We start from the raw sequence: 21,831 nt of genomic DNA, 5'->3' as shown, positions 1-21,831 counted from the left end.
ACGCGATGGACTTCGGCGTCGTGCTGCAGACCACCCCACCCGCCTCCCGGGTGGTCGAACTGTCCCGGACCGCGGAGACCTACGGGTTCTCCCACGTCTGGACGTTCGACTCCCACGTCCTGTGGGAGGAGCCCTACGTCATCCACTCCGCGATCCTGCAGGCCACCCGCAAGGTGGTCGTGGGACCGATGGTCACCAACCCGGCCACCCGCGAGTGGTCGGTGACGGCCTCGACCTACGCGACGTTGAACGAGATGTACGGGCCGCGGACGATCTGCGGCATCGGGCGGGGAGACTCCGCCGTGCGGACGTTGTCGGGGAAACCCACGACGCTGGCGACACTGCGCGAGTCGGTCCACGTGATCCGGGAACTGTCCAACGGCCGGCCCGTCGAGCACCGCGGCCAGACCGTGCGGTTCCCGTGGGCGACCGACCACGGAGCCGGCCGGCAGACCGAGGTGTGGGTGGCCGCCTACGGCCCCAAGGCGTTGCAGCTCACCGGGGAGGTCGCCGACGGGTTCATCCTGCAGCTCGCCGATCCCGACATCACCGCCTGGACCATCAGGACGGTGAAGGACGCGGCGGCGGCCGCGGGCCGTGACCCCGAGACCGTGAAGATCTGCGTCGCCGCCCCCGCCTACGTCACCGACGGCAGCCAGGTCGGCCTGGACCACGCCCGGGAGCAGTGCCGCTGGTTCGGCGGGATGGTCGGCAACCACGTCGCCGACATCGTCGAGCGCTACGGCAGCGACAGCGACGTGCCCGCAGCGTTGACGGACTACATCGCGGGCCGCGAGGGCTACGACTACAACCAGCACGGGCAGGTCGGCAACACCCACGCCGACTTCGTACCCGACGAGATCGTCGACCGGTTCTGCCTGCTCGGCTCCCCCGCCGAGCAGATCGCCCGGCTGCGGGACCTGGAGGACCTCGGGGTGGACCAGTTCGCCCTGTACCTGCAGCACGACGCCAAGGAACAGACGCTGCGCGCCTACGGCGACCTCGTCCTGCCGGCCCTGGCCGAGACCGTGACGGCGGTCTCGTGACCGGACTCCTGGCCACGACGGCGGCCACCGCGGAAGCTCCCGTCCCCGGTCGGCCCACGGACCGGGTCCGGGCCGGGCTGCGGCGCACCGGGATGGCTCTGCTCGGCGTCGTCGTGCTCCTGGCGTTGTGGGAGCTCTACCGAGCCGTCGGCCCGGTGCAGGGGGTCGAGGTCGGCGGGCAACGCGTCCTGCCCCGCGCCGACCCCCGGTCGATGCCCGGGGTCCTCGACGTGCTCGCCACCCTCGACCAGCAGGAGGTGTCCGTCCCGGGCTCGCGCACCGTGGCGGTCGCCGTGGTGGCCTCGGCCTGGCGGACGTTCACGATGGCCGTCGGGGGCTGGCTGCTCGGCGGCCTCGTGGGGGTCGTGCTGGCCGTCCTCATGCAGCGCTCCCGCCTCGCCGAACGGGGACTGCTGCCCTACGTCGTCCTCAGCCAGACCGTCCCGATCATCGCCATCGCCCCGCTCATCGCCGGCTGGGGCGGCAAGCTCCAGCTGACCCCGACACTGGCCTGGCAACCCTGGATGTCCGTCGTCGTCATCTCCGGCTACCTGGCGTTCTGCCCGGTGGCACTGGGCATGCTGCGCGGTCTGCAGGCGCCCACGAGCGCCTCGGAGGAACTGTTCACGAGCTTCGCCGCGACCCACCGCCAGACGTTGCTGCGGTTGCGGTTCCCGGCCAGCGTGCCGCACCTCGTCCCCGCGCTGCGCCTCGCCGCGGCGCAGGCCGTCGTCGGCGCGATCGTCGCGGAGATCTCCACCGGCACCCGCGGCGGGATCGGCCGGCTGATCCTCCAGTACGCCCAGCAGGCCACCTCGGCCCCCGGCCGCCTCTACGCGGCCATCCTCGGCGCGGCCCTGCTGGGGTTGCTCGCCGCCGGGCTCGTCTCGCTGCTCGACCTGTTGCTCCTGCGTCACGGAGGCAAACGATGACCCCCGCGGCCCCCGCCGTCCAGATCTCGCACCTCGACCAGCGCTTCACCACCGCCCGCGGCGAGGTCCACGCCCTCTCCGGCATCGACCTCACGATCGAACCCGGCGCGTTCGTCTCGCTCATCGGACCCTCCGGGTGCGGCAAGTCGACGTTGCTGCGCTGCATCGCGGACCTCGTCACCCCGACCGCGGGTGAGGTCCTCGTCGGCGGGGTGTCCGCGCACCGGGCGCGACTCGCCCACGGCTACGGGATCGCCTTCCAGCAGGCGGGACTCCTCGAGTGGCGCACCGTGCAGCGCAACGTGGAGCTCCCGCTGGAACTGCACGGGGTCGGCAAGGCCGAACGGGCCGAACGCGCCCGCCACCTCCTCGACCTCGTCGGGCTCGCCGACTTCGCCCGCATGAAACCCGCGGAACTCTCCGGCGGCATGCAGCAACGCGTCGCGATCGCCCGGTCGCTGGCGGAGGAACCCCCGCTGCTGCTCATGGACGAACCCTTCGGCGCCCTCGACGAGATGACCCGCGAACGCATGCAGGCGGAACTCCTCGCCATCCGGGAACGCACCGGGACGACCGTCGTGTTCGTGACCCACTCCATCCCCGAGGCGGTGTTCCTCTCGACGCAGGTCGTCGTGATGTCACCGCGGCCGGGTCGCATCGTCCGGGTCGTCGAGGTGGACCTCCCCGCCCGGGACGAGGACGCACGCGAGCACCCCGCGTTCTTCGCCGGGATCACCGCCGTCCGCGAGGCCCTGCGGGGCAGGGAGTCACCGGCGGCGGCGCTGCACGGGGACGACCGGTGACGCGGTTCCCGAGGACCCTGGCCCCACCGGTCGTCGTCGGGGTCGCGGTCCTGCTGCTCTGGCAGTCCGTCGTCGTGGCCGGCCGGATCGCGACGTTCGTGCTGCCGTCCCCGGTCGCGATCGCGCAGGCGTTCGGCACCGTCGCGGGAGACGTCGTCCAGGCCGCCACCGCCACGGGGACGACCGCGTTCACCGGCCTCGTGGCGGGTTCCCTGGCCGGGGTCGTCGCCGCCCTGCTGGCGGCCCGGTTGCGCCTGTTCGACGAGGTGCTCAGTCCGTTGTCGGCCGCGGCGAACGCCATGCCGATCATCGCGCTGGCCCCGGTGTTCAACGCGATGTTCGGGTCCACCAGCCCGGTCCCCCGCCGCCTCGTCGTGGCCGTCGCGGTGTTCTTCCCGTTGTTCGTGAACACCGCGCGAGGGTTGCGCCGCATCGACCCGGTGCACGCGGAACTCATGCGCTCGCTGGCCGTCTCCGGGTGGGCCGTCACCCGGTACGTGCGGTTGCCCGGCGCGGTGCCGTTCGCGTTCACCGGGTTGCGCCTGGCGTCCTCGTTGTCGGTCATCGCGGCGGTCGTCGCCGAGTACTTCGGTGGTCGCCAGGACGGACTGGGTTCGCGCATCACCTCGGCCGCCAGTGCCACCGCCTACCCGCGGGCCTGGTCCTACGTCCTGGGGGCTGTGGCCCTCGGCCTCGTGTTCTACCTGGTCGCCCTGCTCCTGGAGCGACTGCTGTCCCCCACCACTCTCACCAGGAGGCCCTCGTGAACCACCCCACCCGCCGTTCCGCCCTGCTCGCCGGGGCCGGTGCCGCGACCGCCGTCGGGCTCGCCGCCTGCGGGAGCGCCGACCAGGAGACGTCGTCCGGTACCGCCGCGAGTTCCGGGGGTTCCGGGACGACCACGGTCAAGCTGCAACTGCAGTGGGTCACCCAGGGACAGTTCGCCGGGTACTTCGCGGCGCTCGACCAGGGCTACTACTCCGACGAGGGGCTGGACGTCCAGATCCTCGAGGGCGGGTCCGACATCGTGCCGCAGACCGTCCTCGCCCAGGGCCAGGCCGACTACGCCATCGCCTGGGTCCCCAAGGCCCTCGCCTCCCGCGAACAGGGTGCGGCCATCACCAACGTCGCCCAGATCTACCAGCGGTCGGGGACCCTGCAGGTCTCCTTCACGAAGACCGGCATCACCGCGGTCGAGGGCCTCAAGGGCAAGAAGGTGGGGAACTGGGGCTTCGGCAACGAGTACGAACTCTTCGCCGCGATGACCGCGGCCGGACTCGACCCGAGCTCGGACGTGGAGCTGGTGCAGCAGCAGTTCGACATGCTCGGTCTGCTGCAGGGTGACATCGACGCGGCGCAGGCCATGACGTACAACGAGTTCGCCCAGCTCCTCGAGGCGGAGAACCCGGACACGGGTTCCCTCTTCACCGCGGCCGACTTCAACGTCCTGAACTGGAACGACGTCGGCACCGCGATGCTGCAGGACGCGGTCTGGGCCAGCACCGAGAAGCTGGCCGACACCGCCTACCAGCAGCAGACCGTCAAGTTCCTCAAGGCTTCGATCAAGGGCTGGGTCTTCGCCCGGGACAACCCCGAGGAGGCGCGGGACATCGTCGTGGCCAAGGGGTCGACGCTCGGGGCGAGCCACCAGTTGTGGCAGGTCAACGAGGTCAACAAGCTGGTCTGGCCGGCGGCCGGCGGGGCCGGGCTCATCGATGCGACCGCCTGGGAGCAGACCGTCCAGATTGCCATGGACACCAAGAACGCCGAGGGCCAGACCGTCATCACCGAGGAACCCGACGAGGACGCCTGGACCAACGACTACGTCCAGCAGGCCCTCGACGAGCTGACCTCCGCGGGCGTCGACGTCAAGGGCGCGGCGTTCGCCCCCGAGACGGTGACGCTGGCCGCCGGCGGCGCCTGAGCCCCTCCTCCCGACGGGGACCGGGAGGCGAGGACCACGTGTTCCAGGCCCGGTCGGTCCGGCGCCTCCCGCACCTCCGCCACGGTGAACCCGTGGCGGAGGAGGGAGGAGCGCAGCTCGGCCGGGCCGCGGAAGCGCAGCGTCGACTCGGAGGTCAACCGCTCCCCGTCCGCGAAGGTGAACACGGTGCGGAAGGTCACCAGCGGCGGCGTGGCCGCCAGCAGCTCGAACTCCGTGCGGACGGTCCCCTCCCCGGGGACCGTCCGCACCTGCGGCGGTCCTGACCAGGTCCGCCAGTCCTCGGCCTCCGGGCGCCTGGTCTCGAAGACCAGGTGGCCGCCGGGCCGCACCGCCCGGGCGAGTCCTCGCAGCGCCGCGTCCCAGTCCTCGTCGGTGACGAACACCTGGGCCACGTTGCCGGTCATCACGGCCAGGTCGCACCCGAGCGCGGGAAGCTGCGCCGCCTCCACGGGCAGCCACGTCACGGCCGCGGTCCCCGGTCGGGCCCGGGCGACGTCCAGGCTCGCGAGCGCCGGGTCAGCGCCGGTCACCTCGTACCCCGCGGCCACCAGCAGGGCGGCCAGGACACCCGTCCCGCACCCCACGTCCAGGACGTGGTGCCCGCCGAGCTCGTCCGCGAGGGCGACGTAGGGCACCAGGTCGGGGCGGGGGTGGTCGAAGACGTCGTAGAGGGCGGCCAGGCGGGGGTGGGCGAAGACCGGGTCCGGCACGCTCCGAGCCTGGCGCGGTCGACTCCGCGCCCGCACCGGGTTTTCGGTGGAAGCCGCGCCCACCCCGTGGCAGGGTCCGGGTACCGATCGGGAGGAGCCGGCCGTGGCCGTCGCGCGTTTCAAGGACCTCTGCCTCGACGCCCGGGACCACCAGGCGCAGGCCGACTGGTGGTGCGCCGTCCTGGGCTACGTCCGGCACGAGTCCGGCGACGGCCCGCGGGATCCGACGTGGCCGGTCCCGTTGCGCGACCCTTCCGGTGCGGGCCCGTTCCTCTGGGTCAACCCCGTCGCGGAGCCCAAGACGGTGAAGAACCGGATGCACCTCGACGTCGTCGGGGACCTCGCCGGCCTCCTCGCGGCCGGGGCCACGATGGTGCGGCCTCGCGCCGAGGACCGCCCGTGGGACGTGCTGGCCGACCCCGAGGGCAACGAGTTCTGCGCCTTCCGCCCCGAGGCGTAGTCGCGCCCGGACGTGCGGTGGTGGCGGGGCGGGGATAGGCAGGGGGCATGGACGCCAAGGACATCCTGCTGGACGGCTACGGCCGCATCCCCCCGCTCGTGCACGCAGCGGTCGACGGCCTGGACGAGGACGCGCTGAGCGCCCGCTTCGACCCGGGGGCGAACTCGATCGCGTGGCTGGTGTGGCACCTGGCCCGGGTGCAGGACGACCACGTCAGTGACGTCGCCGGGCACGAGCAGACCTGGACGGCGGACGGCTGGGCGGAGCGCTTCGCCCTGGCGTTCGGACCGAGTGAGACGGGGTACGGCTTCGACGCGGACCAGGTGGGTCAGGTGCGGGTGGGCGCCGAACTGCTCACGGGGTACCTCGACGCGGTGCAGGCACGGACGGTCGACTTCCTGGGCGGACTCTCCGAGGCTGACCTGGACCGGGTCGTCGACGACGCGTGGGACCCGCCGGTGACGTTGGGGGTCCGCCTGGTCAGCGTGCTGGACGACGACCTCGAGCACGCGGCGCAGGCGGCCTTCGTGCGCGGGGTGCTGGAGCGACGCTGAAGCTACCGGAACGCAACGATCCCCGCCCCAGCCGAAGCTGGGACGGGGATCGTAGGACGGTCAGACCGTCAGCGTCTGAAGATCAGAGACGCGTGACGTTCGAGGCCTGGGGGCCCTTGGCGCCCTGGGTCACCTCGTACTCGACCTGGTCGTTCTCTTCCAGGTTGCGGAAGCCGTTACCGGCGATCGCGGAGTAGTGGACGAAGACGTCCGGGCCACCGTCGGTCGGGGCGATGAAGCCAAAGCCCTTTTCGCCGTTGAACCACTTGACAGTTCCCTGAGCCATGATGGCCTCCTCAAGGTGTACGCCCCACCGTAGTGGAGCTCGTCGCCGAGGGGCTGACCTGGTCTGGAAAGCGTGCTGGACCCTCGAGTGAATCCCGGGGCGCAAAAGCACGTCGAGAAACTGCGACTAGGAAGAACTTAGCACGATCGGGCCTGATGTCCAGTCCCCGTGCTGCGCTCTCCTCAGTTGGCGCGCAGCTGCGACACGAGCGGGCACCGGAACGGGTCGCGAGCGGCCAGGCCCACGTCGTTGAGGTACGCGACGATGTCCTTGAGGGCCTGCGGCAGCGAGGTCTCGGTGTAGTCGATGCCGTGCTCGGCGCAGAAGCGGCGCACGAACGGCTGGACGGCGCGCAGGTTGGGCCGGGGCATCGAGGGGAACAGGTGGTGCTCCACCTGGAAGTTGAGACCACCCATGAAGAGGTCGACGAACCAGCCGCCGGAGATGTTGCGGGACATCAGCACCTGGCGACGGATGAAGTCGACCTTGGTCTCGCGCGCCACGATCGGCATGCCGACGTGGTTCGGCGCGAAGGCGCCGCCCATCGAGACGCCGAAGGCCGCCATGTGGACGCCGAAGAACGCGGCACCGCGAGCCGGCCCGAGCAGCAGCACGAGCGCGGCCAGGTAGACGCCCCAGTGGACGACGATGAGGGAGGCGTCGATCCAGCGCTTCTTGGCCCGGCGGCCGCTGATCAGCGACTTCGTGGAGTCGACGTGCAGGTTGAGCCCGGCCAGCAGCAGCAGCGGGTAGAACCAGTAGCCCTGCTTGGCCGTGGCCCAGCGCAGGACGCCCCGACGACCGGCGGCGGCCTCCTCGTGGAACGAGACGACCTCGGACTCGATGTCGGTGTCGATCCCCCGGGCGTTGGGGGCCTGGTGGTGCTTGGTGTGCTTGCCCATCCACCAGCCGTAGCTGAGACCCGTCAGCAACGCGGCGAAGATCCGGGCCGCCCACTCGTTGCCGCGGTGCGAGGCGAAGATCTGCTTGTGCGCCCCGTCGTGGCCGAGGAAGGCGAACTGGGTGAGGACCAGGGCGAGCGGTGCGGCGACCAGCAGCACCAGCCAGGAGTCCCGGAGGAGGAACGCCCCCGCGACGACGGCGAGGAAGGCGACCGTGGTGAACGCGATGCGCCACCAGTAGTGCCCCGTCCGCCGGCGCATGAGGCCCGCGTCCTGGACGGCCGCGGTGAGTGTCGCGTACGGGGTGCTGCGGCGCGCCCGTGCGGGCGGCGGCTGCACCGGGTCGGACACGGACTCGGTCGTGGGCATGGTCGTCACTGGTCTCCTCGCGGGCGTTCAGAGGGGCACCGGGCGGCGCGTCCTCGCGCAGTGCCCGGGATGCGGACCCGTGACAGACACAGCGGTGTGGCTCGTTCAGCGCTGCGACCTCCCGCAGCGAGCCCCACGGTAGGCCAACGAGTGGAACCCCCCATCGGTGCCCACGCCGACGCCTTTAGGCTTCTGCGGTGCCGTTTGCGAGCCCTCGCGACTGTGACGGCACGCAGGGCACCGCGCACAGGAGAGAGCCGCACCAGTGAGCCAGTCCACCGAGCCCGACGCGTCGACCCCGGCCGAGGAGGCGACGAGGGAACAGGTCGCCCTCGAGGACGCTCACGTCGGGACGCTCTACGACCGGCTCGACGTCCTGCGCGCCCAGACCGCCGAGCAGCTCGCCGACGTCCGGCGCACCCTCGCGACCGGCACCCACCAGAGCCGCTTCGAGCGCGACGCCTTCGCGACCCTCTACGAGGACCGCCTCTCCCAGCTGTGGTCGGTGGAGAACCGGCTCTGCTTCGGGCGCCTCGACCTGCAGCCCGGCACCGAGGACCCGCGCCGCTACGTCGGCCGGCTCGGCCTCGCCGACGACCGGGGCAACCAGGTGCTCGTCGACTGGCGGGCGCCCGCGGCGCAGGACTTCTACCAGGCCACCGCGGCCGCTCCCCGCGACGTCGTCCGGCGCCGGCACCTGCTCACGGCGGGCCGCCACGTCACGGGCGTCGACGACGAGGTGCTCATCGCGGCCGAGGGTGAGCGCACCACGGGTGACGCGGCCCTGCTGGCCGCCGTCACCGCCCCCCGCACCGGGCGCATGGGCGACATCGTCGCCACCATCCAGGCCGAGCAGGACCGGGTCATCCGCGCCTCCGAGCGCGGGGTCCTCGTCGTCCAGGGCGGTCCGGGGACCGGCAAGACCGCCGTGGCCCTGCACCGGACGGCCTTCCTGCTCTACACCCACCGCGACCGCCTCGCCCGCAGCGGCGTCCTGCTGCTCGGCCCCAGCCCGGTGTTCCTGCGCTACGTGGAGCAGGTCCTGCCCGCGCTGGGCGAGACGGGCGTGGTGACCGCGACGCTGGCCGAGCTGTTCCCCGGGGTGCTCGCCCGGGGCGGGGACTCCGCCGCCGCGGCCCGGGTCAAGGGCTCGCTGCGGATGGCCGAGGTCCTCGACGCGGCCGTCGCCGACCGGCAGCGGGTCCCCGCCCGGCCGCTGCGCTTCGACCTCGACGGCACCCGGATCATGCTGCGTCCCGACGCCGTCGCCTCGGCCCGCGCCCGCGCCCGGCGCGGTCGCAAACCGCACAACCTCGCCCGGGTGACCTTCGTGCGCGAGGTCCTGAACACGCTGGTCAACTCCCTCGCCCGCGCCCGCGGCGCCGACCTGGGCGAGGAGCGCGACGACCTCGTCACCGAGCTGCGCGAGCACGTCGACGTCCGGCGCGAGGTCAACCTCTGCTGGATGCCGTTGACCCCGCAGAAGGTGCTCGCCGGTCTCTACCGCGACCCCGGCCTGCTGGAACGCATCGCGCCGCAGTTGTCGGCCACCGACCGCGCGGCCCTGCACCGCGAGGACGCGAGCGCCTGGAGCGAGGCCGACGTGCCCCTGCTCGACGAGCTCGCCGAACTCCTCGGCCCGCTGGAGGAGTCCGCGAACCAGGCCCGCCGCGACGCCGACCGCGAGGAGCAGGTCGCCTACGCGCGCAAGGTGCTCGAGGACTTCGAGGCCTCCGGGGTCGGCAACCCCCTGGTCAGCCCGGAACTGCTCGCCGACCGCTTCTCCACCGACGGACCGGTGGGCACCGTGGCCGAACGGGCCGCGCTGGACCGGACCTGGGCCTACGGCCACGTCGTGGTCGACGAGGCGCAGGAACTCTCCCCGATGGCCTGGCGCCTCGTCGAACGCCGCTGCCCGTCGCGCTCGATGACCCTGGTCGGCGACGTCGCCCAGACGTCGAACCCCGCCGGCGCGCGCAGCTGGGCGCAGGCCCTGAAACCCGTCGTCGACGACCGCTGGCGGCTGGAGGAACTCACCGTCAACTACCGCACGCCCGCGAAGATCTCCCGGGTCGCCGCCGACGTGCTGCGCTCCGCGGGGATCTCGGCGAACCCGCCGACCCCCGTCCGCGAGGGCGACCACGACCCCGTCGCGATCCCGCTGACCTCCGGGGCGGACGTCGTCGAGGTCGTCCGGGCCCGCTTCGCCGACCTGGACGAGGGGCGGGTCGCCGTCATCACCGCCGAGGTCGACGGAGCTCTGGGCTCGGACGCGCTGCGCGCGGCGATCTCCGCGGTGCTGCCCCGGGGTGCGGTCGCCGCCTCCCCCGACGACCTCGACGCCGCGGTGTCGGTGCTCGACGTGCACCGCGCCAAGGGCCTGGAGTTCGACGTCGTCGTGCTCGTCGAACCCGCGGCGGTCCTGCGCCGTCCCCGCGGCGCCAACGACCTCTACGTCGCCCTGACCCGCGCGACCCAGGAACTCCACGTCCTGCACGCCGAACCCCTCCCGGCCGGCATGGAGTCCCTCGCCTGACCGGCGGGGTGGGCCATGATCGCGGCATGAGCGACAAGCCCAGGGTGGCCGTCCTGCTGACCGGTGGAACCATCGGCAGCGGTGGTCACGACGACCTCGACCGCCTCGACTACGTCGACCTCGGGCACGTCCTCACCGACGAGGAGGCGCTGCCGCTCTACCGCTTCCCCGACGACGTGGACGTCTCCCCGCGCCGGGTCCGGCGGATCCCGAGCACGGCCGCCGACGAGGGGTTCTGGGCGGAACTGCGCACCGCGGTGCTGACCATCGCGCGGGAGGAACCCGACGTCGCCGGGGTCGTCATCACGCACGGCACCGCGACCCTGGAGGAGACCGCCTACGTGCTGCAGCTCACGCTGGCGAGCGAGCTCCCCGTGGTGCTCGTCGGGGCGCAGCGCCCACCGACGGCAGTCGGTTCCGACGCGCAGGTGGGGCTCGCCAACGCGATCCGCGTCGCGGCCTCCCCGTCCTCGCGCGAGCACGGGGTGCTGGTCGTCATGGACGACCGGATCCTGTCCGCGCGCGACGTCCTCAAGACGTCGAACTCGGGGCTGGACACCTTCCGCGCCCGCGACCACGGTGCCCTCGGTGACGTGGACCCCTACGGCGGGGTCTGGTTCTACCGCAAGCTGCTGCGCCGCCACACCACGTCGTCGCGCTTCGCCGCGCAGGCCCACCCGGTGTGGCCGCGGGTGGAGATCGTGCCCGTCTGGGCCGGCGCCGACGCCCGGGTGCTGGAGCGTCCCGTCGCCGACGGCGCTCGCGGGCTCGTGGTCGCCTCGCTGCCGCCGAGCATGAACCCGCCCGCCGTCGAGGTCGCGATCCAGCAGGCCGTCACCGCCGGGGTCGTCGTGGTCGCGAGCAGCCGCGCGATCACCGGCCGCGTCACGCAGCGGCACGCCTTCGACGAGCGCGGACTCGTCGGCAGCGACACGCTCTCCCCCCAGCAGGCCCGCATCCTGCTCGCGCTGTGCCTGGCGGCGGGACTGGGGCACGAGGAGATCGTCGAGGCGTTCGCCACGTACTGAACCCACCCCGCGGGTCGTAACCTCTCCGAGTGCCGAAAACCCCCACCCCGGCCACGACGACCGCGGACGGGTCGGTCGGCTGGTCACGTCCCCTCGCGCTCGTCGTGGCCCTGGCGTTCTTCATGGAGAACCTCGACGCGACGATCCTCACCACCGCGACGCCCTCGATCGCGAGGGCCTTCGACGTCCTCCCGGCCGACCTCGGGCTCGCGGTCACGGCGTACCTGGTCGCGGTGGCGGCGTTCATCCCGCTCGGCTCGTGGGCGGCGGACCGGCTCGGGGCACGGCCCGTGTTCCTGGTCTCGATCGTGGTGTTCACCCTGGCGTCGGTGCTGTGCGCGGCCTCCGACTCCGTCGCGACCCTCACAGCCGCCAGGGTCCTGCAGGGCATCGCCGGCAGCATGCTCGTCCCGATCGGGCGGCTGGTGGTCCTCAGCGGAACGGCCAAGTCGGACCTCGTGCGCGCGATCGCCTACCTCACGTGGCCCGCTCTCGTCGCCCCGGTCATCGCCCCGCTGCTCGGCGGGATCCTCACCGAGTACGCGGGCTGGCCGTGGATCTTCTGGGTGAACGTCCCCGTCGGGATCGTGCTGGCCCTGGCCGCGTGGCGGATCGTGCCGCAGGTCCCCCGCCGGCGGCGCCCGCTGGACGGTGTCGGGCTCGTGCTGCTGGTGGTGGCCGTGAGCGCGCTGGTCCTCGGGATGGAGTTCGTGGCCGACGCGTCGACGACGGTCGCAGGAGCCGGTCTGCTCGTCGGGTCGGTGCTCGTGGGAACCCTCGCGGTGTTCTGGTTCCGGCGCGCCGCGCACCCGGTGCTCGACCTGCGCCCCCTGCGCATCCCGACGTTCCGCGCCTCGAACTCGGCCGGTTCGGTCTACCGCGGGGTCGTCAGCGCGGCCCCGTTCCTGCTGCCGCTGCTGCTGCAGGAGGGTTTCGGGTGGAGTCCCGTGCGGGCCGGGGCGATGGTGATGGCGGTGTTCGCGGGGAACCTCGGGATCAAACCCGCGACGACCCCGTTGGTGCGCCGGTTCCGCCTGGTACCCATCATCGTGGTCGCGACCTGCGTGCTGGCCGCGTCGTTCGTGGCGGCGGCGCTGCTGCGTCCGGGCACCCCGGAGATCGTCGTGGCGCTGGTGTTCCTCGTGTCCGGCGCGGCCCGCTCGGTGGGTTTCACCGCCTACAACACCCTGCAGTTCGCCGACGTCCCCGGCGCCCAGATGAGTCCCGCCAACGCGGTGGCCTCGATCAGCAGCCAGCTCGCGACGGGGGTCGGGATCGCCGTGGCGGCCCTGCTCGTGCGGGCGGCGGCCGGCCTCGCCCCCGACGGCGACGCCGCCTCCGCCTACCGCGCCGCGCTGGTGGGGATGGCCGTCCTGGGCCTGCTCAGCATCGTCGAGTCGGCGTCGCTGCCCCGCGGTGCGGGTGACGCCGTCCGCGCGGGACGGCGCTGATCAGCCGCCGGAGGACGCGCGTCCGCCGAGGGCGTCGTCGAGGAGACCGGCGAGACCGGCGGGGACGACCGTCTCGGAGGTGTAGCGCAGGTCCGCGGCGCTCCACCAGCGGTGCCCGCGGTGGTGCTCGACCTCCCAGTCGGTGAGTCCCGCCGCGATCGCACCGCGTGGGCTCCGGGCGGCGAAGACGTGCTCCTGCGCACCGCCGGGGAGGTCGCCGGGGAGCGGGACGACCTCGACGTCCACGACGGAGGCCTGTTCGCGCAGGTGCCGGACGGCCGCCGCCGCAGGGCCCTCGTCGGCGCCGACGTCGCCGCCGGGCGTCGTCCAGACGTGACCTCCCCCGGGCTGCGCCGTCCGCAGCAGGAGGACCCGCCCGTCGTCGTCGACGAGCAGCACCCGGGTGGTTCGTGCGTGGCCCACCCGGGCAGCCTACGAAACCTGGCCGACGCCGGGCCGTCAGCGCGTGACGAACAACCGCACGGCCAACGCCAACCCGGCCACGGCGATGACGGTCCGCAGCACCCGAGGGTCGAGGCGGCGCACGATGACCGGCCCGATCCGGCCCCCCACGACGCACCCGACGCCGAGGAGCAGCGCCGCCCACCAGTCCACCGGCCCGAACACCGCGAAACCGACGGCGGCGACGGTGTTCGCGGCCCCGGTGAGCATGTTCTTCAGCGCGTTGTTGCGGGCGAGGGACTGGGCGTGCAGCACCTCGGAGAGCGCGAGCATCAACACCCCGGCGGCGGCGCCGAAGTAGCCGCCGTAGATCCCGACGAGGAAGATCGCGACGAGGGCGGCGGGGTTGTTCGGGGAGAGCCGACCGGGCTGCAGCTGCTTGATCCGCGGTTGCAGCAGGATCGTCACCGAGGCTCCGCCCACGAGGAACGGGACGACCACCTCGAACGCGTCCGGTGGGAGGGCGAGCAGCAGCACGCAGCCCACGGCGCCGCCCGCCGCGGCGATCGGCAGCAGCCGCTTCAGCCGGGCGCCCTGACCGGAGAGCTCAGGTCGGGAACCGGCCGCCGTGCCGGCCGTGACCCCGAGCAGGGCCATCGAGTTGGTGACGTTGGCGGCCAGCGGGGACAGCCCCGTCAGCAGCAGCGCCGGGTAGGAGACGAGCGAGGCGAGCCCCGCCGTGCTGCCGACGAGCCCCGCCAGCACCCCGGCCAGCAGGAGCAGCGGGATCTCGACGGGCGACACGTTGCCCGATCCAACCAGTGCGTCCGGGTCCACCGGACCTCGGTGCCTGCGGGGCCTCCCCCGGTGTCGGTGGTCTGTGCTGTGCTGAGCGCGTGACGACCTCCGACAGCGCCGTTGACGTCTCAGCCCACCCGACGCTCACCGCCGCGGAACTCGAACCCCGCCTCGCCGCGCACCGCTCCGAGCTCCGGGGCTACTGCTACCGGATGCTCGGTTCCGCCTTCGACGCCGAGGACGCCGTCCAGGACACGATGGTCCGGGCGTGGAAGAGCATCGACGGCTACGCGGGCCGGTCGGGCCTGCGGTCCTGGCTGTACCGGATCGCCACCAACGTCTGCCTCACCATGCTCGAGAACCGGAAGCGGCGCGCCCGGCCGATGGACCTCTCGGCCACCGCGTGGGAGCCGGTCGAGGCGTCGCTGCAGCGCAGCCAGCCGGAGGACACCTGGCTGGAGCCGATGGTCGACGACCGGGTGCTGCCGGAAGCCGGCGACCCGGCTGACATCGCCGTGGCCCGGGAGTCGATCCGCCTCGCCTTCGTCGCGGCGCTGCAGCACCTGCCCCCGCGTCAGCGTTCGGTCCTCATCCTGCGCGACGTCCTGCGCTGGAGGGCGGAGGAGGTCGCGCACCTGCTCGACACGACGACGGCGTCGGTGAACAGCGCCTTGCAGCGGGCCCGGGCGACGCTGGCCGAACGCCCCGACGTGGAACGCACCGAGCCCCTCGACGACAGCCACCGCACGTTGCTGGAGGACTACGTCCGGGCCTTCGAGGCCTACGACATGGACGCCTTCGTGAAGCTCCTCGCGGCCGACGTCACGCAGAACATGCCGCCGTTCGACCTGTGGCTGGAGGGCGCGCAGGACATCACCGCCTGGATGCTCGGCCCCGGCCACCAGTGCCGCGGGTCGAAGCTGGTCCCGGTGACGATGAACGGGTCCCCCGCCTACGTCCACTACAAGCCGATCGGGGCGAACGGCGAGCTCGTGCCGTTCGCCGTGCAGGCCCTGGAGCTGGCCGAGGGGAAGATCGTGCGGATCACGTCGTTCCTGGACACCCGGCTCTTCGACCTCTTCGGCTTCCCGCAGGAGCCCCCGGCCTGATCAGCCCATCGACTTCCGGCCGTCGACGGCCTCACGCAGGAGGTCCGCGTGGCCGGCGTGCTGGGCGACCTCGGCGAGCACGTGGAGGACCACGCGTCGGACGCTCCACCGCCCCGGCTCGAACCAGGGTGCCTCCGGCAGGTCGTGCGCGAGGTCGAGGTCGAGGGTCCGCACGAGCTCGTCGGTGCGGGCGGCGACGGCCGCGTAGTCGGCCAGCACGCCGGCGGCGGTCTCCCCGGGGAGCATCCGGAAGGAGTCGGCCCGCGCCTGGAAGTCGGTGTCCGCGAAGGACGGCAGCCCACCGGCCCCGTGCACGGCGAAGTCCGCCCACTGGGCCTCGGTCTGCGCGACGTGCTTGACCAGGCCCCCGAGGCACAACTCGCTCACGGTGGTCCGGGCCGCCGCCTGCTCGTCGCTCAGGTCGGTGAGGGTCTGGGTGAAGAGCCACCGGTGCTCGCTCAGGGCGGACAGGAGGTCGCCCCGTTCGCCACCGGGAGCCGGAGTCCGTGCGGAGTCGCTGGTCATGGCGGCACGGTAGGGCCGGGGTCCGACACCACGCCTAGACTTCGCCCGATGCCTACGGCCCCTGCTCCGCGCACCCTCGCCGAGGACCTGCGCTCGCGCGCGGACGAGGACCTGGTGGTCCTGTTCTCGCAGCGACCCGACCTCGCCGCGCCCCTGCCCACGTCCTCGACGGCCCTGGCGACCCGGGCGACGACGCGGGCGAGCACCCAGCGTGCGCTGGAACGCCTGGACACCCCGGCCCTGCAGGTCGCCGAGGTGCTCGCGGTGCTGCCGGACCCGACGAGCGTCACCGCGGTCTCGAAGGCGTGGGGGGCGCGCGCCAACGACGTCGTCGCGCACCTGCGCCGCACCGCGCTGCTCTGGGGACCCGACCGCCGCCTGCACCTGGTCTCGGCCGTGCGCGAGCTCCTAGGACCGCACCCGGCGGGACTCGGCCCGACGCTGGCCGACGCCCTGGGCCGTCGCTCCCCGCAGCGGCTGGCGGAACTGCTCGAGGACCTCGGTCTCGAGGTCAGCCACGACCCCGAGGTGGCCCTCACCCGCCTCGGGGAGCACCTCGGCGCTCCCGGCACGGTCGAGCAGTTGCTCACCGACGCTCCCGAGGGGGTCAGGACGGTCCTGGACAAGCTGACCTGGGGACCGCCGACGGGCGCCGTCGAACGCGCCGACCGCCAGGTCCGGACGGCGACGTCGACGGGGCCGGTGGACTGGTTGCTGTCGCGTGGGCTGCTGGCCGTGTCCGGCCCGGGAACCGTCGTGCTCCCCCGCGAGGTCGGCCTCGCGCTGCGTGGAGGTCGTGTGCACCGCACCCCCGACCGACGCCCGCCCGAGCTGAGCACGACGACGCGACGCCACGAGGTCGTGCTCGCCGGTGGGGCCGAGGCCGCCGCGGAGGCGTGCCGCCTCGTCGACGAACTGGGCCGGTTGTGGGGTGCCGCGGGTCCGTCGGTGCTGCGCGCCGGTGGTCTCGGCGTGCGCGAGCTGCGACGGACGGCGAGCGCCCTCGAGGTCGACGAGTCCACGGCCGCGCTGGTCGTCGAGACGGCCTGGGTCGCCGGGCTCGTCGCCGACGACGGCGAGGTCGAGCCGCGGTGGCTGCCGACGCCGGCCTACGACACCTGGGTGGAGGAGGACCTGCCCTACCGCTGGGTGCACCTGGCCAGCTGCTGGCTGGCGAGCACCCGGGTGCCCGCGATGGTCGGCAGCCGCGACGCCAAGGACGCCGCCCGCAACGCGCTGGGCCCGGACCTCGACCGCGCCTCCGCCCTCGTGGTGCGGCGCGCCGTGCTGAGCGAGCTCGCCGCGCTGGCGCAGGACGAGGTGGCGGCGCCGGAGACGTTGGCGGCGCGGTTGCGCTGGCAGTCCCCGCGGCGGGCGACGAAGCTGCGCGACGACCTCGTGGGCTGGACCGTCCGGGACGCGTCCTGGCTGGGGGTCCTGGGGGCCGGTGCCCTCTCCCCCGCGGGCCGGGCCCTCCTGGTGGACGACGAGGAGGGGGCCGCGGCGGCGCTGGCGGCGGCCTTGCCGACGCCGGTGCGCGAGGTGCTGCTGCAGGCGGACCTGACCGCGGTGGCCCCCGGTCCCCTGGAGACCCACCTGTCCCGGCGGCTGGAGTCGCTGGCCCGGGTGGAGAGCCGGGGCGGCGCGACGGTCTACCGCTTCGACCCGACGTCGGTGCGCCACGGCCTCGACGACGGTCAGACGGCCGACGAGGCCCTGGCCTTCCTCGCCGCGTTGTCCTCCACGGGTGTCCCGCAGCCGCTGGAGTACCTGGTCCGCGACGTCGCCCGCCGCCACGGCCGGGTCCGGGTCGGGCGTGCGGGATCCTACGTGCGCGCCGAGGACCCGGCCCTGCTCGCGGAGCTCGTCGCCGACAAGCGCTGCGCGGCGATCGGGTTGCGGATGCTGGCCCCGACCGTCCTGGCCAGCCCGGCCGATCCGGACGAGGTCCTGTCCGTGCTGCGTCAGGTCGGGGTGGCCCCGGCGGCCGAGGGACCCGACGGCGAACTCCTGGTGCGGCGGGCGACGGCGATGCGCTCGGGCCCGCGCCCCTCGCCCCGACCCGTGACGGGTGAACCGCCCGCCCCGGGCGCCGCGCTGCTCGCCGCGGCCGTGCAGACCGTCCGCGCCGGGGACGAGGACGTGGCGGAGCTGGAGCGTCGCCGCGAGCGCACCCGGGACGCCCCGCCGCTGCCGCCGATGGACCCGACGACGTCGCTGGCCGTGCTGCGCGACGCGGTCGGACGCCGACGGCCGGTGTGGATCGGCTACGTCGACGCGTCCGGCTCCACGAGCCGGCACCTCGTCGAGCCCCTGGGGGTGGAGGGCGGCCGGATCACCGCCTTCGACCACGAGCAGCGTTCGGTCCGTTCCTACTCGGTGCACCGGGTCACCGGTGTGGCCGAGGCTCAGGCCTGAGCGGAGGCTCGTGTCGGAGAGGTGAGCTAGCGTCGTAGCGCACGACGACCAGATCGAGGACACCCCACGGGAGCGCGAACCAGCATGAGCGACAGCGGTCAGGGCGACGGACAGCGTTCCTGGTGGGAGAAGCCCGACCAGGAGCCCCCGGCGCAGGACCCCTACCGGGCGGGCGCCACCCCGTCCTCCGCTGAGGACGCGCACGACCCGTACCGGTCGACGCCGCCGGCCGCGGACGCCCCGACGCAGGCGCACCCGACCGCGCCGCCGACGGAGAGCCTCCCGCGCTACGGGCAGCCGAGCAGCCCCTACGGGGAGCCGGGTCAGCCGTCCTCGCCCTGGTCGCAGCAGTCCCCGCCGCAGTCCTCGCCCTACGGGCAGCAGAACGGCCAGCCCACGGGCTACGGGCAGAACCAGCAGTACCCCTCGGGCTACCCGGGCCAGCAGCAGTACCCGAACCAGCCCTACCCGAACCAGCAGTACCCGAACCAGTACGGCAGCTACGGCGCCCCGCAGCAGGCGCCGGTCGCGGGCATGGCGCACGCCGTCCTGTGGACCGCCGTCGGCGGGCTGGTGCTCATGTTCACGTTCGTCGGCTGGATCGCGGCGATCGTCGCGCTGGCCCTGATCCCCCGGGCCCGTCGCGAGATCATGGAGGCCAACGGCGCCAAGCGCGGTCTGGGGTTCCTGCTCGCGGGGAAGATCTGCGCGTGGGTGAACATCGGTCTGACGGTCCTGGGCCTGATCGGGCTCGCGATCATCATCGGGATCGGCACCAACGGCGGGTTCGACAGCAGCTCGACGTTCGACTCCAACTCCGTGAGCGTCCTGTTCACGCACTGACCGGAAGTACCAGACCCCCTGCGGAGTTGACCACCAGGTGACCGACGGACCCCTCATCGTCCAGAGCGACAAGACCCTGCTGCTCGAGGTCGACCACCCGCGCGCGAGTGCGTGCCGGGCGGCGATCGCCCCCTTCGCCGAACTGGAACGTGCCCCTGAGCACGTCCACACCTACCGGTTGACGCCGCTGGGGCTGTGGAACGCCCGCGCCGCGGGCCACGACGCCGAACAGGTCGTCGACACTCTGCTGGAGTTCTCCCGCTACTCCGTCCCGCACGCGTTGCTGGTCGACGTGGCGGAGACGATGGCCCGCTACGGCCGGCTGCAGCTGGTGAAGGACGAGGAGCACGGCCTCGTCCTGCGCTCCCTCGACGCCCCGGTGCTCGAGGAGATCCTGCGCAGCAAGAAGGCCTCGCCGCTGCTGGGGACCCGCATCGCCCCGGACACCGTCCTGGTGCACCCGAGCGAACGTGGGAACCTCAAGCAGGTGCTGCTGAAGCTGGGCTGGCCGGCCGAGGACCTCGCCGGCTACGTCGACGGTGAGGCGCACGCGATCGACCTGGCCGAGGACGGCTGGACCCTGCGGCCCTACCAGGCCGACGCGGTGGACAACTTCTGGCACGGCGGGTCCGGGGTGGTCGTGCTGCCCTGCGGGGCCGGCAAGACCCTCGTGGGCGCGGCCGCGATGGCCAAGGCCCGCGCGACGACGCTGATCCTCGTGACCAACACCGTCTCGGCCCGGCAGTGGCGCGACGAGCTGCTCAAGCGCACCTCGCTGACCGAGGACGAGATCGGCGAGTACTCCGGGGCCCGCAAGGAGATCCGTCCGGTGACGATCGCGACGTACCAGGTCGTCACGACGAAGCGGAAGGGTGTCTACCCCCACCTGGAGCTCTTCGACGCCCGCGACTGGGGACTCATCCTCTACGACGAGGTCCACCTGCTGCCGGCGCCGATCTTCCGGATGACCGCCGACCTGCAGGCCCGTCGCCGCCTCGGGCTGACGGCGACGCTGGTGCGCGAGGACGGCCGCGAGGGCGACGTGTTCTCCCTCATCGGTCCCAAGCGCTACGACGCCCCGTGGAAGGACATCGAGGCGCAGGGCTACATCGCGCCCGCCGACTGCGTCGAGGTGCGCGTCACCCTCCCCGACTCCGAACGCCTGGCCTACGCCACGGCCGAGGACGACGAGAAGTACCGGTTGTGCTCGACGTCCGCGTCGAAGTCCCGGGTGGTGGAGAAGCTCGTCGCCCAGCACAAGGGTGAGCCGACGCTGGTCATCGGTCAGTACATCGACCAGCTCGACGACCTCGGGAGGCGTCTCGACGCGCCCGTGATCAAGGGCGAGACGACGGTCAAGGAACGTCAGCGGCTGTTCGAGGCGTTCCGGCACGGCGAGATCACGACCCTCGTCGTGAGCAAGGTCGCGAACTTCTCGATCGACCTGCCGGAGGCCAAGGTCGCGATCCAGGTGTCGGGCTCGTTCGGGTCGCGCCAGGAGGAGGCCCAGCGCCTCGGCCGGGTGCTGCGGCCCAAGGGTGACCACGGCTCGGCGCGGTTCTACACCGTCGTCTCCCGCGACACCAAGGACCAGGACTACGCCGCCCACCGGCAGCGCTTCCTGGCCGAGCAGGGCTACGCGTACCGGATCGTGGACGCCGACGACATCGACGGTGGCGTCCCCGACGCCGACGGGGTCCTGCCCGGGAACTGAGGCGCGCGGCTAGAGCGGAGCCAGGCGCGGGGCGGGTGCCACCGAGGCCACCGGGTCCGCCGCCGGGGGCGGTACGAGGGCCGGGACCGCGCGCCCGCGCTGGGCCAGGGCGGCCAGCAGCAGGTCCGCGGGCTCGGGGCGGGCGTCCTGCCGCGCCTCGAGCCAGCCCAGGAGCCCGTCCGGACGGTTGGTGATGACGCCGTCGACCCCGGCCTCGACCAGCACCCGCCAGAGCGCCGCCTCGTTCACGGTCCACGGCCACACCGCCAGGCCGGCGGCGTGCAGTTCGGCCACCGCGGCGGGCCGGGCGGCCAGGCAGGTCACGGACGGGTTGCAGGCGATCACGCCGAGGTCACGGCGCAGGGCGCGTCCGTGGGCAAGGGCGTCGGCGTCGAGGTCGTCGAGCAGGATCGCGCGGCGCACCTGCGGCGCCACCTGCTGCACGGTCATCAGCGTGCCCACCTCGAAGCTCTGCAGCACGACCTGCTCGAGGGCGCCGCTGCGGCGCACGTCCCGCAGCACTCCCTCGACCTCCGCACGGCCCCAAACGCCCTTCAGCTCCAGCAGCAGCTGGGCGCCGGGGTGCTCGGCGAGCAGGTTCAGCAGGTCCGCCAGCAGGGGGACGCGCTGGCCGCGGTAGGCGGTGGAGAACCAGGAACCGGCGTCGAGTCGGGCCAGCTCGGCGGGGCCGAGGTCGGACACCCGGCCGCTGCCCCCGGTGGTGGCGTCGACGTCGTCGTCGTGGATGAGGACGGCCGTGCCGTCGGCCGCGGGGTGCAGGTCGGTCTCGACCATGTGGGCACCGCACCGCAGAGCAGCCTCGAACGCGGCGAGGGTGTTCTCCGGCGCCACGGCGGAGTACCCGCGGTGGGCGATCACGAGGGGCAGGGCCGGCGAGGGGGCGTCGACCGGGAAGCGGCTGTCGAGGGTCACCAGGGGTCTCCGCCCTGCTGGGAGCGAGCACCGAGGGGTTGCCCGGCGCGTGTTCGAGGAGCCTTCG

At 73.2% G+C, this 21,831-nt stretch carries 21 protein-coding genes; 14 read left to right on the top strand and 7 right to left on the bottom strand.

What is annotated here, in order from left to right:
• The first annotated feature begins 5 nt into the window (after window positions 1-5).
• Genes ACFQ46_RS20310 through ACFQ46_RS20290 form a run of 5 tightly spaced genes read left to right on the top strand, consistent with a single transcriptional unit; the run spans window position 6 to window position 4,705 of the window.
• On the top strand, window positions 6-1,046 hold the full coding sequence (locus ACFQ46_RS20310) for a TIGR03842 family LLM class F420-dependent oxidoreductase (protein WP_380261462.1): 1,041 nt from the start codon (window positions 6-8) through the stop codon (window positions 1,044-1,046).
• The gene (locus ACFQ46_RS20305) at window positions 1,043-1,978 is read left to right on the top strand and encodes an ABC transporter permease (RefSeq protein ID WP_380261460.1); all 936 of its coding nucleotides are present in this window, start codon (window positions 1,043-1,045) and stop codon (window positions 1,976-1,978) included. Before ACFQ46_RS20310 ends, ACFQ46_RS20305 begins: the two co-directional genes overlap by 4 nt.
• Window positions 1,975-2,781: an ABC transporter ATP-binding protein gene (locus ACFQ46_RS20300; protein ID WP_380261458.1), complete on the top strand. Its 807-nt coding sequence runs from the start codon at window positions 1,975-1,977 to the stop codon at window positions 2,779-2,781. Before ACFQ46_RS20305 ends, ACFQ46_RS20300 begins: the two co-directional genes overlap by 4 nt.
• A complete protein-coding gene (locus ACFQ46_RS20295; protein ID WP_380261456.1) occupies window positions 2,778-3,548 on the top strand; it encodes an ABC transporter permease in 771 nt (256 codons plus the stop codon). Before ACFQ46_RS20300 ends, ACFQ46_RS20295 begins: the two co-directional genes overlap by 4 nt.
• Window positions 3,545-4,705 (top strand): ABC transporter substrate-binding protein, encoded by a 1,161-nt coding sequence (locus ACFQ46_RS20290; RefSeq protein WP_380261454.1) that lies wholly within the window; start codon window positions 3,545-3,547, stop codon window positions 4,703-4,705. The genes ACFQ46_RS20295 and ACFQ46_RS20290 overlap by 4 nt, the downstream gene beginning before the upstream one ends.
• Here ACFQ46_RS20290 and ACFQ46_RS20285 read toward each other — a convergent pair.
• Window positions 4,603-5,436 (bottom strand): class I SAM-dependent DNA methyltransferase, encoded by an 834-nt coding sequence (locus ACFQ46_RS20285; protein WP_380261452.1) that lies wholly within the window; start codon window positions 5,434-5,436, stop codon window positions 4,603-4,605. The genes ACFQ46_RS20290 and ACFQ46_RS20285 overlap by 103 nt on opposite strands.
• Window positions 5,437-5,539: 103 nt before the next feature.
• Between ACFQ46_RS20285 and ACFQ46_RS20280 the strand changes: the two genes are divergently transcribed.
• A complete protein-coding gene (locus tag ACFQ46_RS20280) occupies window positions 5,540-5,896 on the top strand; it encodes a VOC family protein (RefSeq protein ID WP_380261450.1) in 357 nt (118 codons plus the stop codon).
• A gap of 47 nt (window positions 5,897-5,943) precedes the next feature.
• Complete coding sequence (locus ACFQ46_RS20275; protein WP_380261448.1) at window positions 5,944-6,450, top strand: DinB family protein; 507 nt, start codon at window positions 5,944-5,946, stop codon at window positions 6,448-6,450.
• A gap of 82 nt (window positions 6,451-6,532) precedes the next feature.
• Here ACFQ46_RS20275 and ACFQ46_RS20270 read toward each other — a convergent pair whose 3' ends face one another.
• Both ACFQ46_RS20270 and ACFQ46_RS20265 read right to left on the bottom strand, forming a co-directional pair.
• A complete protein-coding gene (locus ACFQ46_RS20270; RefSeq protein ID WP_012086670.1) occupies window positions 6,533-6,736 on the bottom strand; it encodes a cold-shock protein in 204 nt (67 codons plus the stop codon).
• 182 nt (window positions 6,737-6,918) lie between these two features.
• A complete protein-coding gene (locus ACFQ46_RS20265; RefSeq protein WP_380261446.1) occupies window positions 6,919-8,007 on the bottom strand; it encodes a fatty acid desaturase family protein in 1,089 nt (362 codons plus the stop codon).
• A 265-nt stretch (window positions 8,008-8,272) separates the two neighbouring features.
• Here ACFQ46_RS20265 and ACFQ46_RS20260 point away from each other — a divergent pair, with 265 nt between their 5' ends.
• Genes ACFQ46_RS20260 through ACFQ46_RS20250 form a run of 3 tightly spaced genes read left to right on the top strand, consistent with a single transcriptional unit; the run spans window position 8,273 to window position 13,022 of the window.
• Window positions 8,273-10,543 (top strand): HelD family protein, encoded by a 2,271-nt coding sequence (locus ACFQ46_RS20260; RefSeq protein WP_380261444.1) that lies wholly within the window; start codon window positions 8,273-8,275, stop codon window positions 10,541-10,543.
• Between the two features lie 26 nt (window positions 10,544-10,569).
• Window positions 10,570-11,571 carry an asparaginase gene (locus tag ACFQ46_RS20255; RefSeq protein ID WP_380261442.1) on the top strand — a complete coding sequence of 334 codons (1,002 nt, stop codon included), beginning with the start codon at window positions 10,570-10,572 and terminating at the stop codon, window positions 11,569-11,571.
• Between the two features lie 29 nt (window positions 11,572-11,600).
• Window positions 11,601-13,022, top strand: coding sequence for an MFS transporter (locus tag ACFQ46_RS20250; RefSeq protein WP_380261440.1), 1,422 nt, complete (start codon window positions 11,601-11,603; stop codon window positions 13,020-13,022).
• Here the strand turns inward: ACFQ46_RS20250 and ACFQ46_RS20245 are convergent, their stop codons facing one another.
• Entirely contained in the window at window positions 13,023-13,445 is a 423-nt protein-coding gene (locus ACFQ46_RS20245; protein WP_380261438.1) for an NUDIX domain-containing protein, read from the bottom strand. It lies immediately after the preceding gene.
• 36 nt (window positions 13,446-13,481) lie between these two features.
• Window positions 13,482-14,261 (bottom strand): sulfite exporter TauE/SafE family protein, encoded by a 780-nt coding sequence (locus ACFQ46_RS20240; RefSeq protein ID WP_380261436.1) that lies wholly within the window; start codon window positions 14,259-14,261, stop codon window positions 13,482-13,484.
• A 59-nt stretch (window positions 14,262-14,320) separates the two neighbouring features.
• Between ACFQ46_RS20240 and ACFQ46_RS20235 the strand changes: the two genes are divergently transcribed.
• Window positions 14,321-15,331 (top strand): sigma-70 family RNA polymerase sigma factor, encoded by a 1,011-nt coding sequence (locus ACFQ46_RS20235; protein ID WP_380261434.1) that lies wholly within the window; start codon window positions 14,321-14,323, stop codon window positions 15,329-15,331.
• On the opposite strand, the gene ACFQ46_RS20230 is transcribed toward ACFQ46_RS20235, so the two are convergent.
• Window positions 15,332-15,856, bottom strand: coding sequence for a DinB family protein (locus tag ACFQ46_RS20230; RefSeq protein ID WP_380261432.1), 525 nt, complete (start codon window positions 15,854-15,856; stop codon window positions 15,332-15,334). It abuts the gene before it with no gap.
• Window positions 15,857-15,904: 48 nt separating this feature from the next.
• On the opposite strand from ACFQ46_RS20230, the gene ACFQ46_RS20225 reads away from it, so the two are divergent.
• The 3 genes from ACFQ46_RS20225 (at window position 15,905) to ACFQ46_RS20215 (ending at window position 20,831) form a co-directional block, all read left to right on the top strand.
• Window positions 15,905-18,274 (top strand): helicase-associated domain-containing protein, encoded by a 2,370-nt coding sequence (locus ACFQ46_RS20225; RefSeq protein WP_380261430.1) that lies wholly within the window; start codon window positions 15,905-15,907, stop codon window positions 18,272-18,274.
• 84 nt (window positions 18,275-18,358) lie between these two features.
• A complete protein-coding gene (locus ACFQ46_RS20220; RefSeq protein WP_380261428.1) occupies window positions 18,359-19,117 on the top strand; it encodes a hypothetical protein in 759 nt (252 codons plus the stop codon).
• Between the two features lie 37 nt (window positions 19,118-19,154).
• A complete protein-coding gene (locus ACFQ46_RS20215; RefSeq protein ID WP_380261426.1) occupies window positions 19,155-20,831 on the top strand; it encodes a DNA repair helicase XPB in 1,677 nt (558 codons plus the stop codon).
• Window positions 20,832-20,840: 9 nt separating this feature from the next.
• On the opposite strand, the gene ACFQ46_RS20210 is transcribed toward ACFQ46_RS20215, so the two are convergent.
• The gene (locus tag ACFQ46_RS20210) at window positions 20,841-21,764 is read right to left on the bottom strand and encodes a glycerophosphodiester phosphodiesterase (RefSeq protein ID WP_380261424.1); all 924 of its coding nucleotides are present in this window, start codon (window positions 21,762-21,764) and stop codon (window positions 20,841-20,843) included.
• Window positions 21,765-21,831: the final 67 nt, after the last annotated feature.

This window comes from Kineococcus sp. GCM10028916 (genome assembly GCF_042674865.1).
Lineage (GTDB): Bacteria > Actinomycetota > Actinomycetes > Actinomycetales > Kineococcaceae > Kineococcus.
Note: the sequence above shows the minus strand (reverse complement) of the source record. Positions and strands in the feature narration are given on the sequence as shown.

Bases quoted from the DNA above. Each gene is read 5' to 3' on its own strand.
- ACFQ46_RS20265 (WP_380261446.1), bottom strand. From the start codon at position 8,007: ATGCCCACGACCGAGTCCGTGTCCGACCCGGTGCAGCCGCCGCCCGCA.
- ACFQ46_RS20300 (WP_380261458.1), top strand. From the start codon at position 1,975: ATGACCCCCGCGGCCCCCGCCGTCCAGATCTCGCACCTCGACCAGCGC.
- ACFQ46_RS20255 (WP_380261442.1), top strand. From the start codon at position 10,570: ATGAGCGACAAGCCCAGGGTGGCCGTCCTGCTGACCGGTGGAACCATC.
- ACFQ46_RS20275 (WP_380261448.1), top strand. From the start codon at position 5,944: ATGGACGCCAAGGACATCCTGCTGGACGGCTACGGCCGCATCCCCCCG.
- ACFQ46_RS20270 (WP_012086670.1), bottom strand. From the start codon at position 6,736: ATGGCTCAGGGAACTGTCAAGTGGTTCAACGGCGAAAAGGGCTTTGGC.
- ACFQ46_RS20225 (WP_380261430.1), top strand. From the start codon at position 15,905: ATGCCTACGGCCCCTGCTCCGCGCACCCTCGCCGAGGACCTGCGCTCG.
- ACFQ46_RS20220 (WP_380261428.1), top strand. From the start codon at position 18,359: ATGAGCGACAGCGGTCAGGGCGACGGACAGCGTTCCTGGTGGGAGAAG.
- ACFQ46_RS20310 (WP_380261462.1), top strand. From the start codon at position 6: ATGGACTTCGGCGTCGTGCTGCAGACCACCCCACCCGCCTCCCGGGTG.
- ACFQ46_RS20230 (WP_380261432.1), bottom strand. From the start codon at position 15,856: ATGACCAGCGACTCCGCACGGACTCCGGCTCCCGGTGGCGAACGGGGC.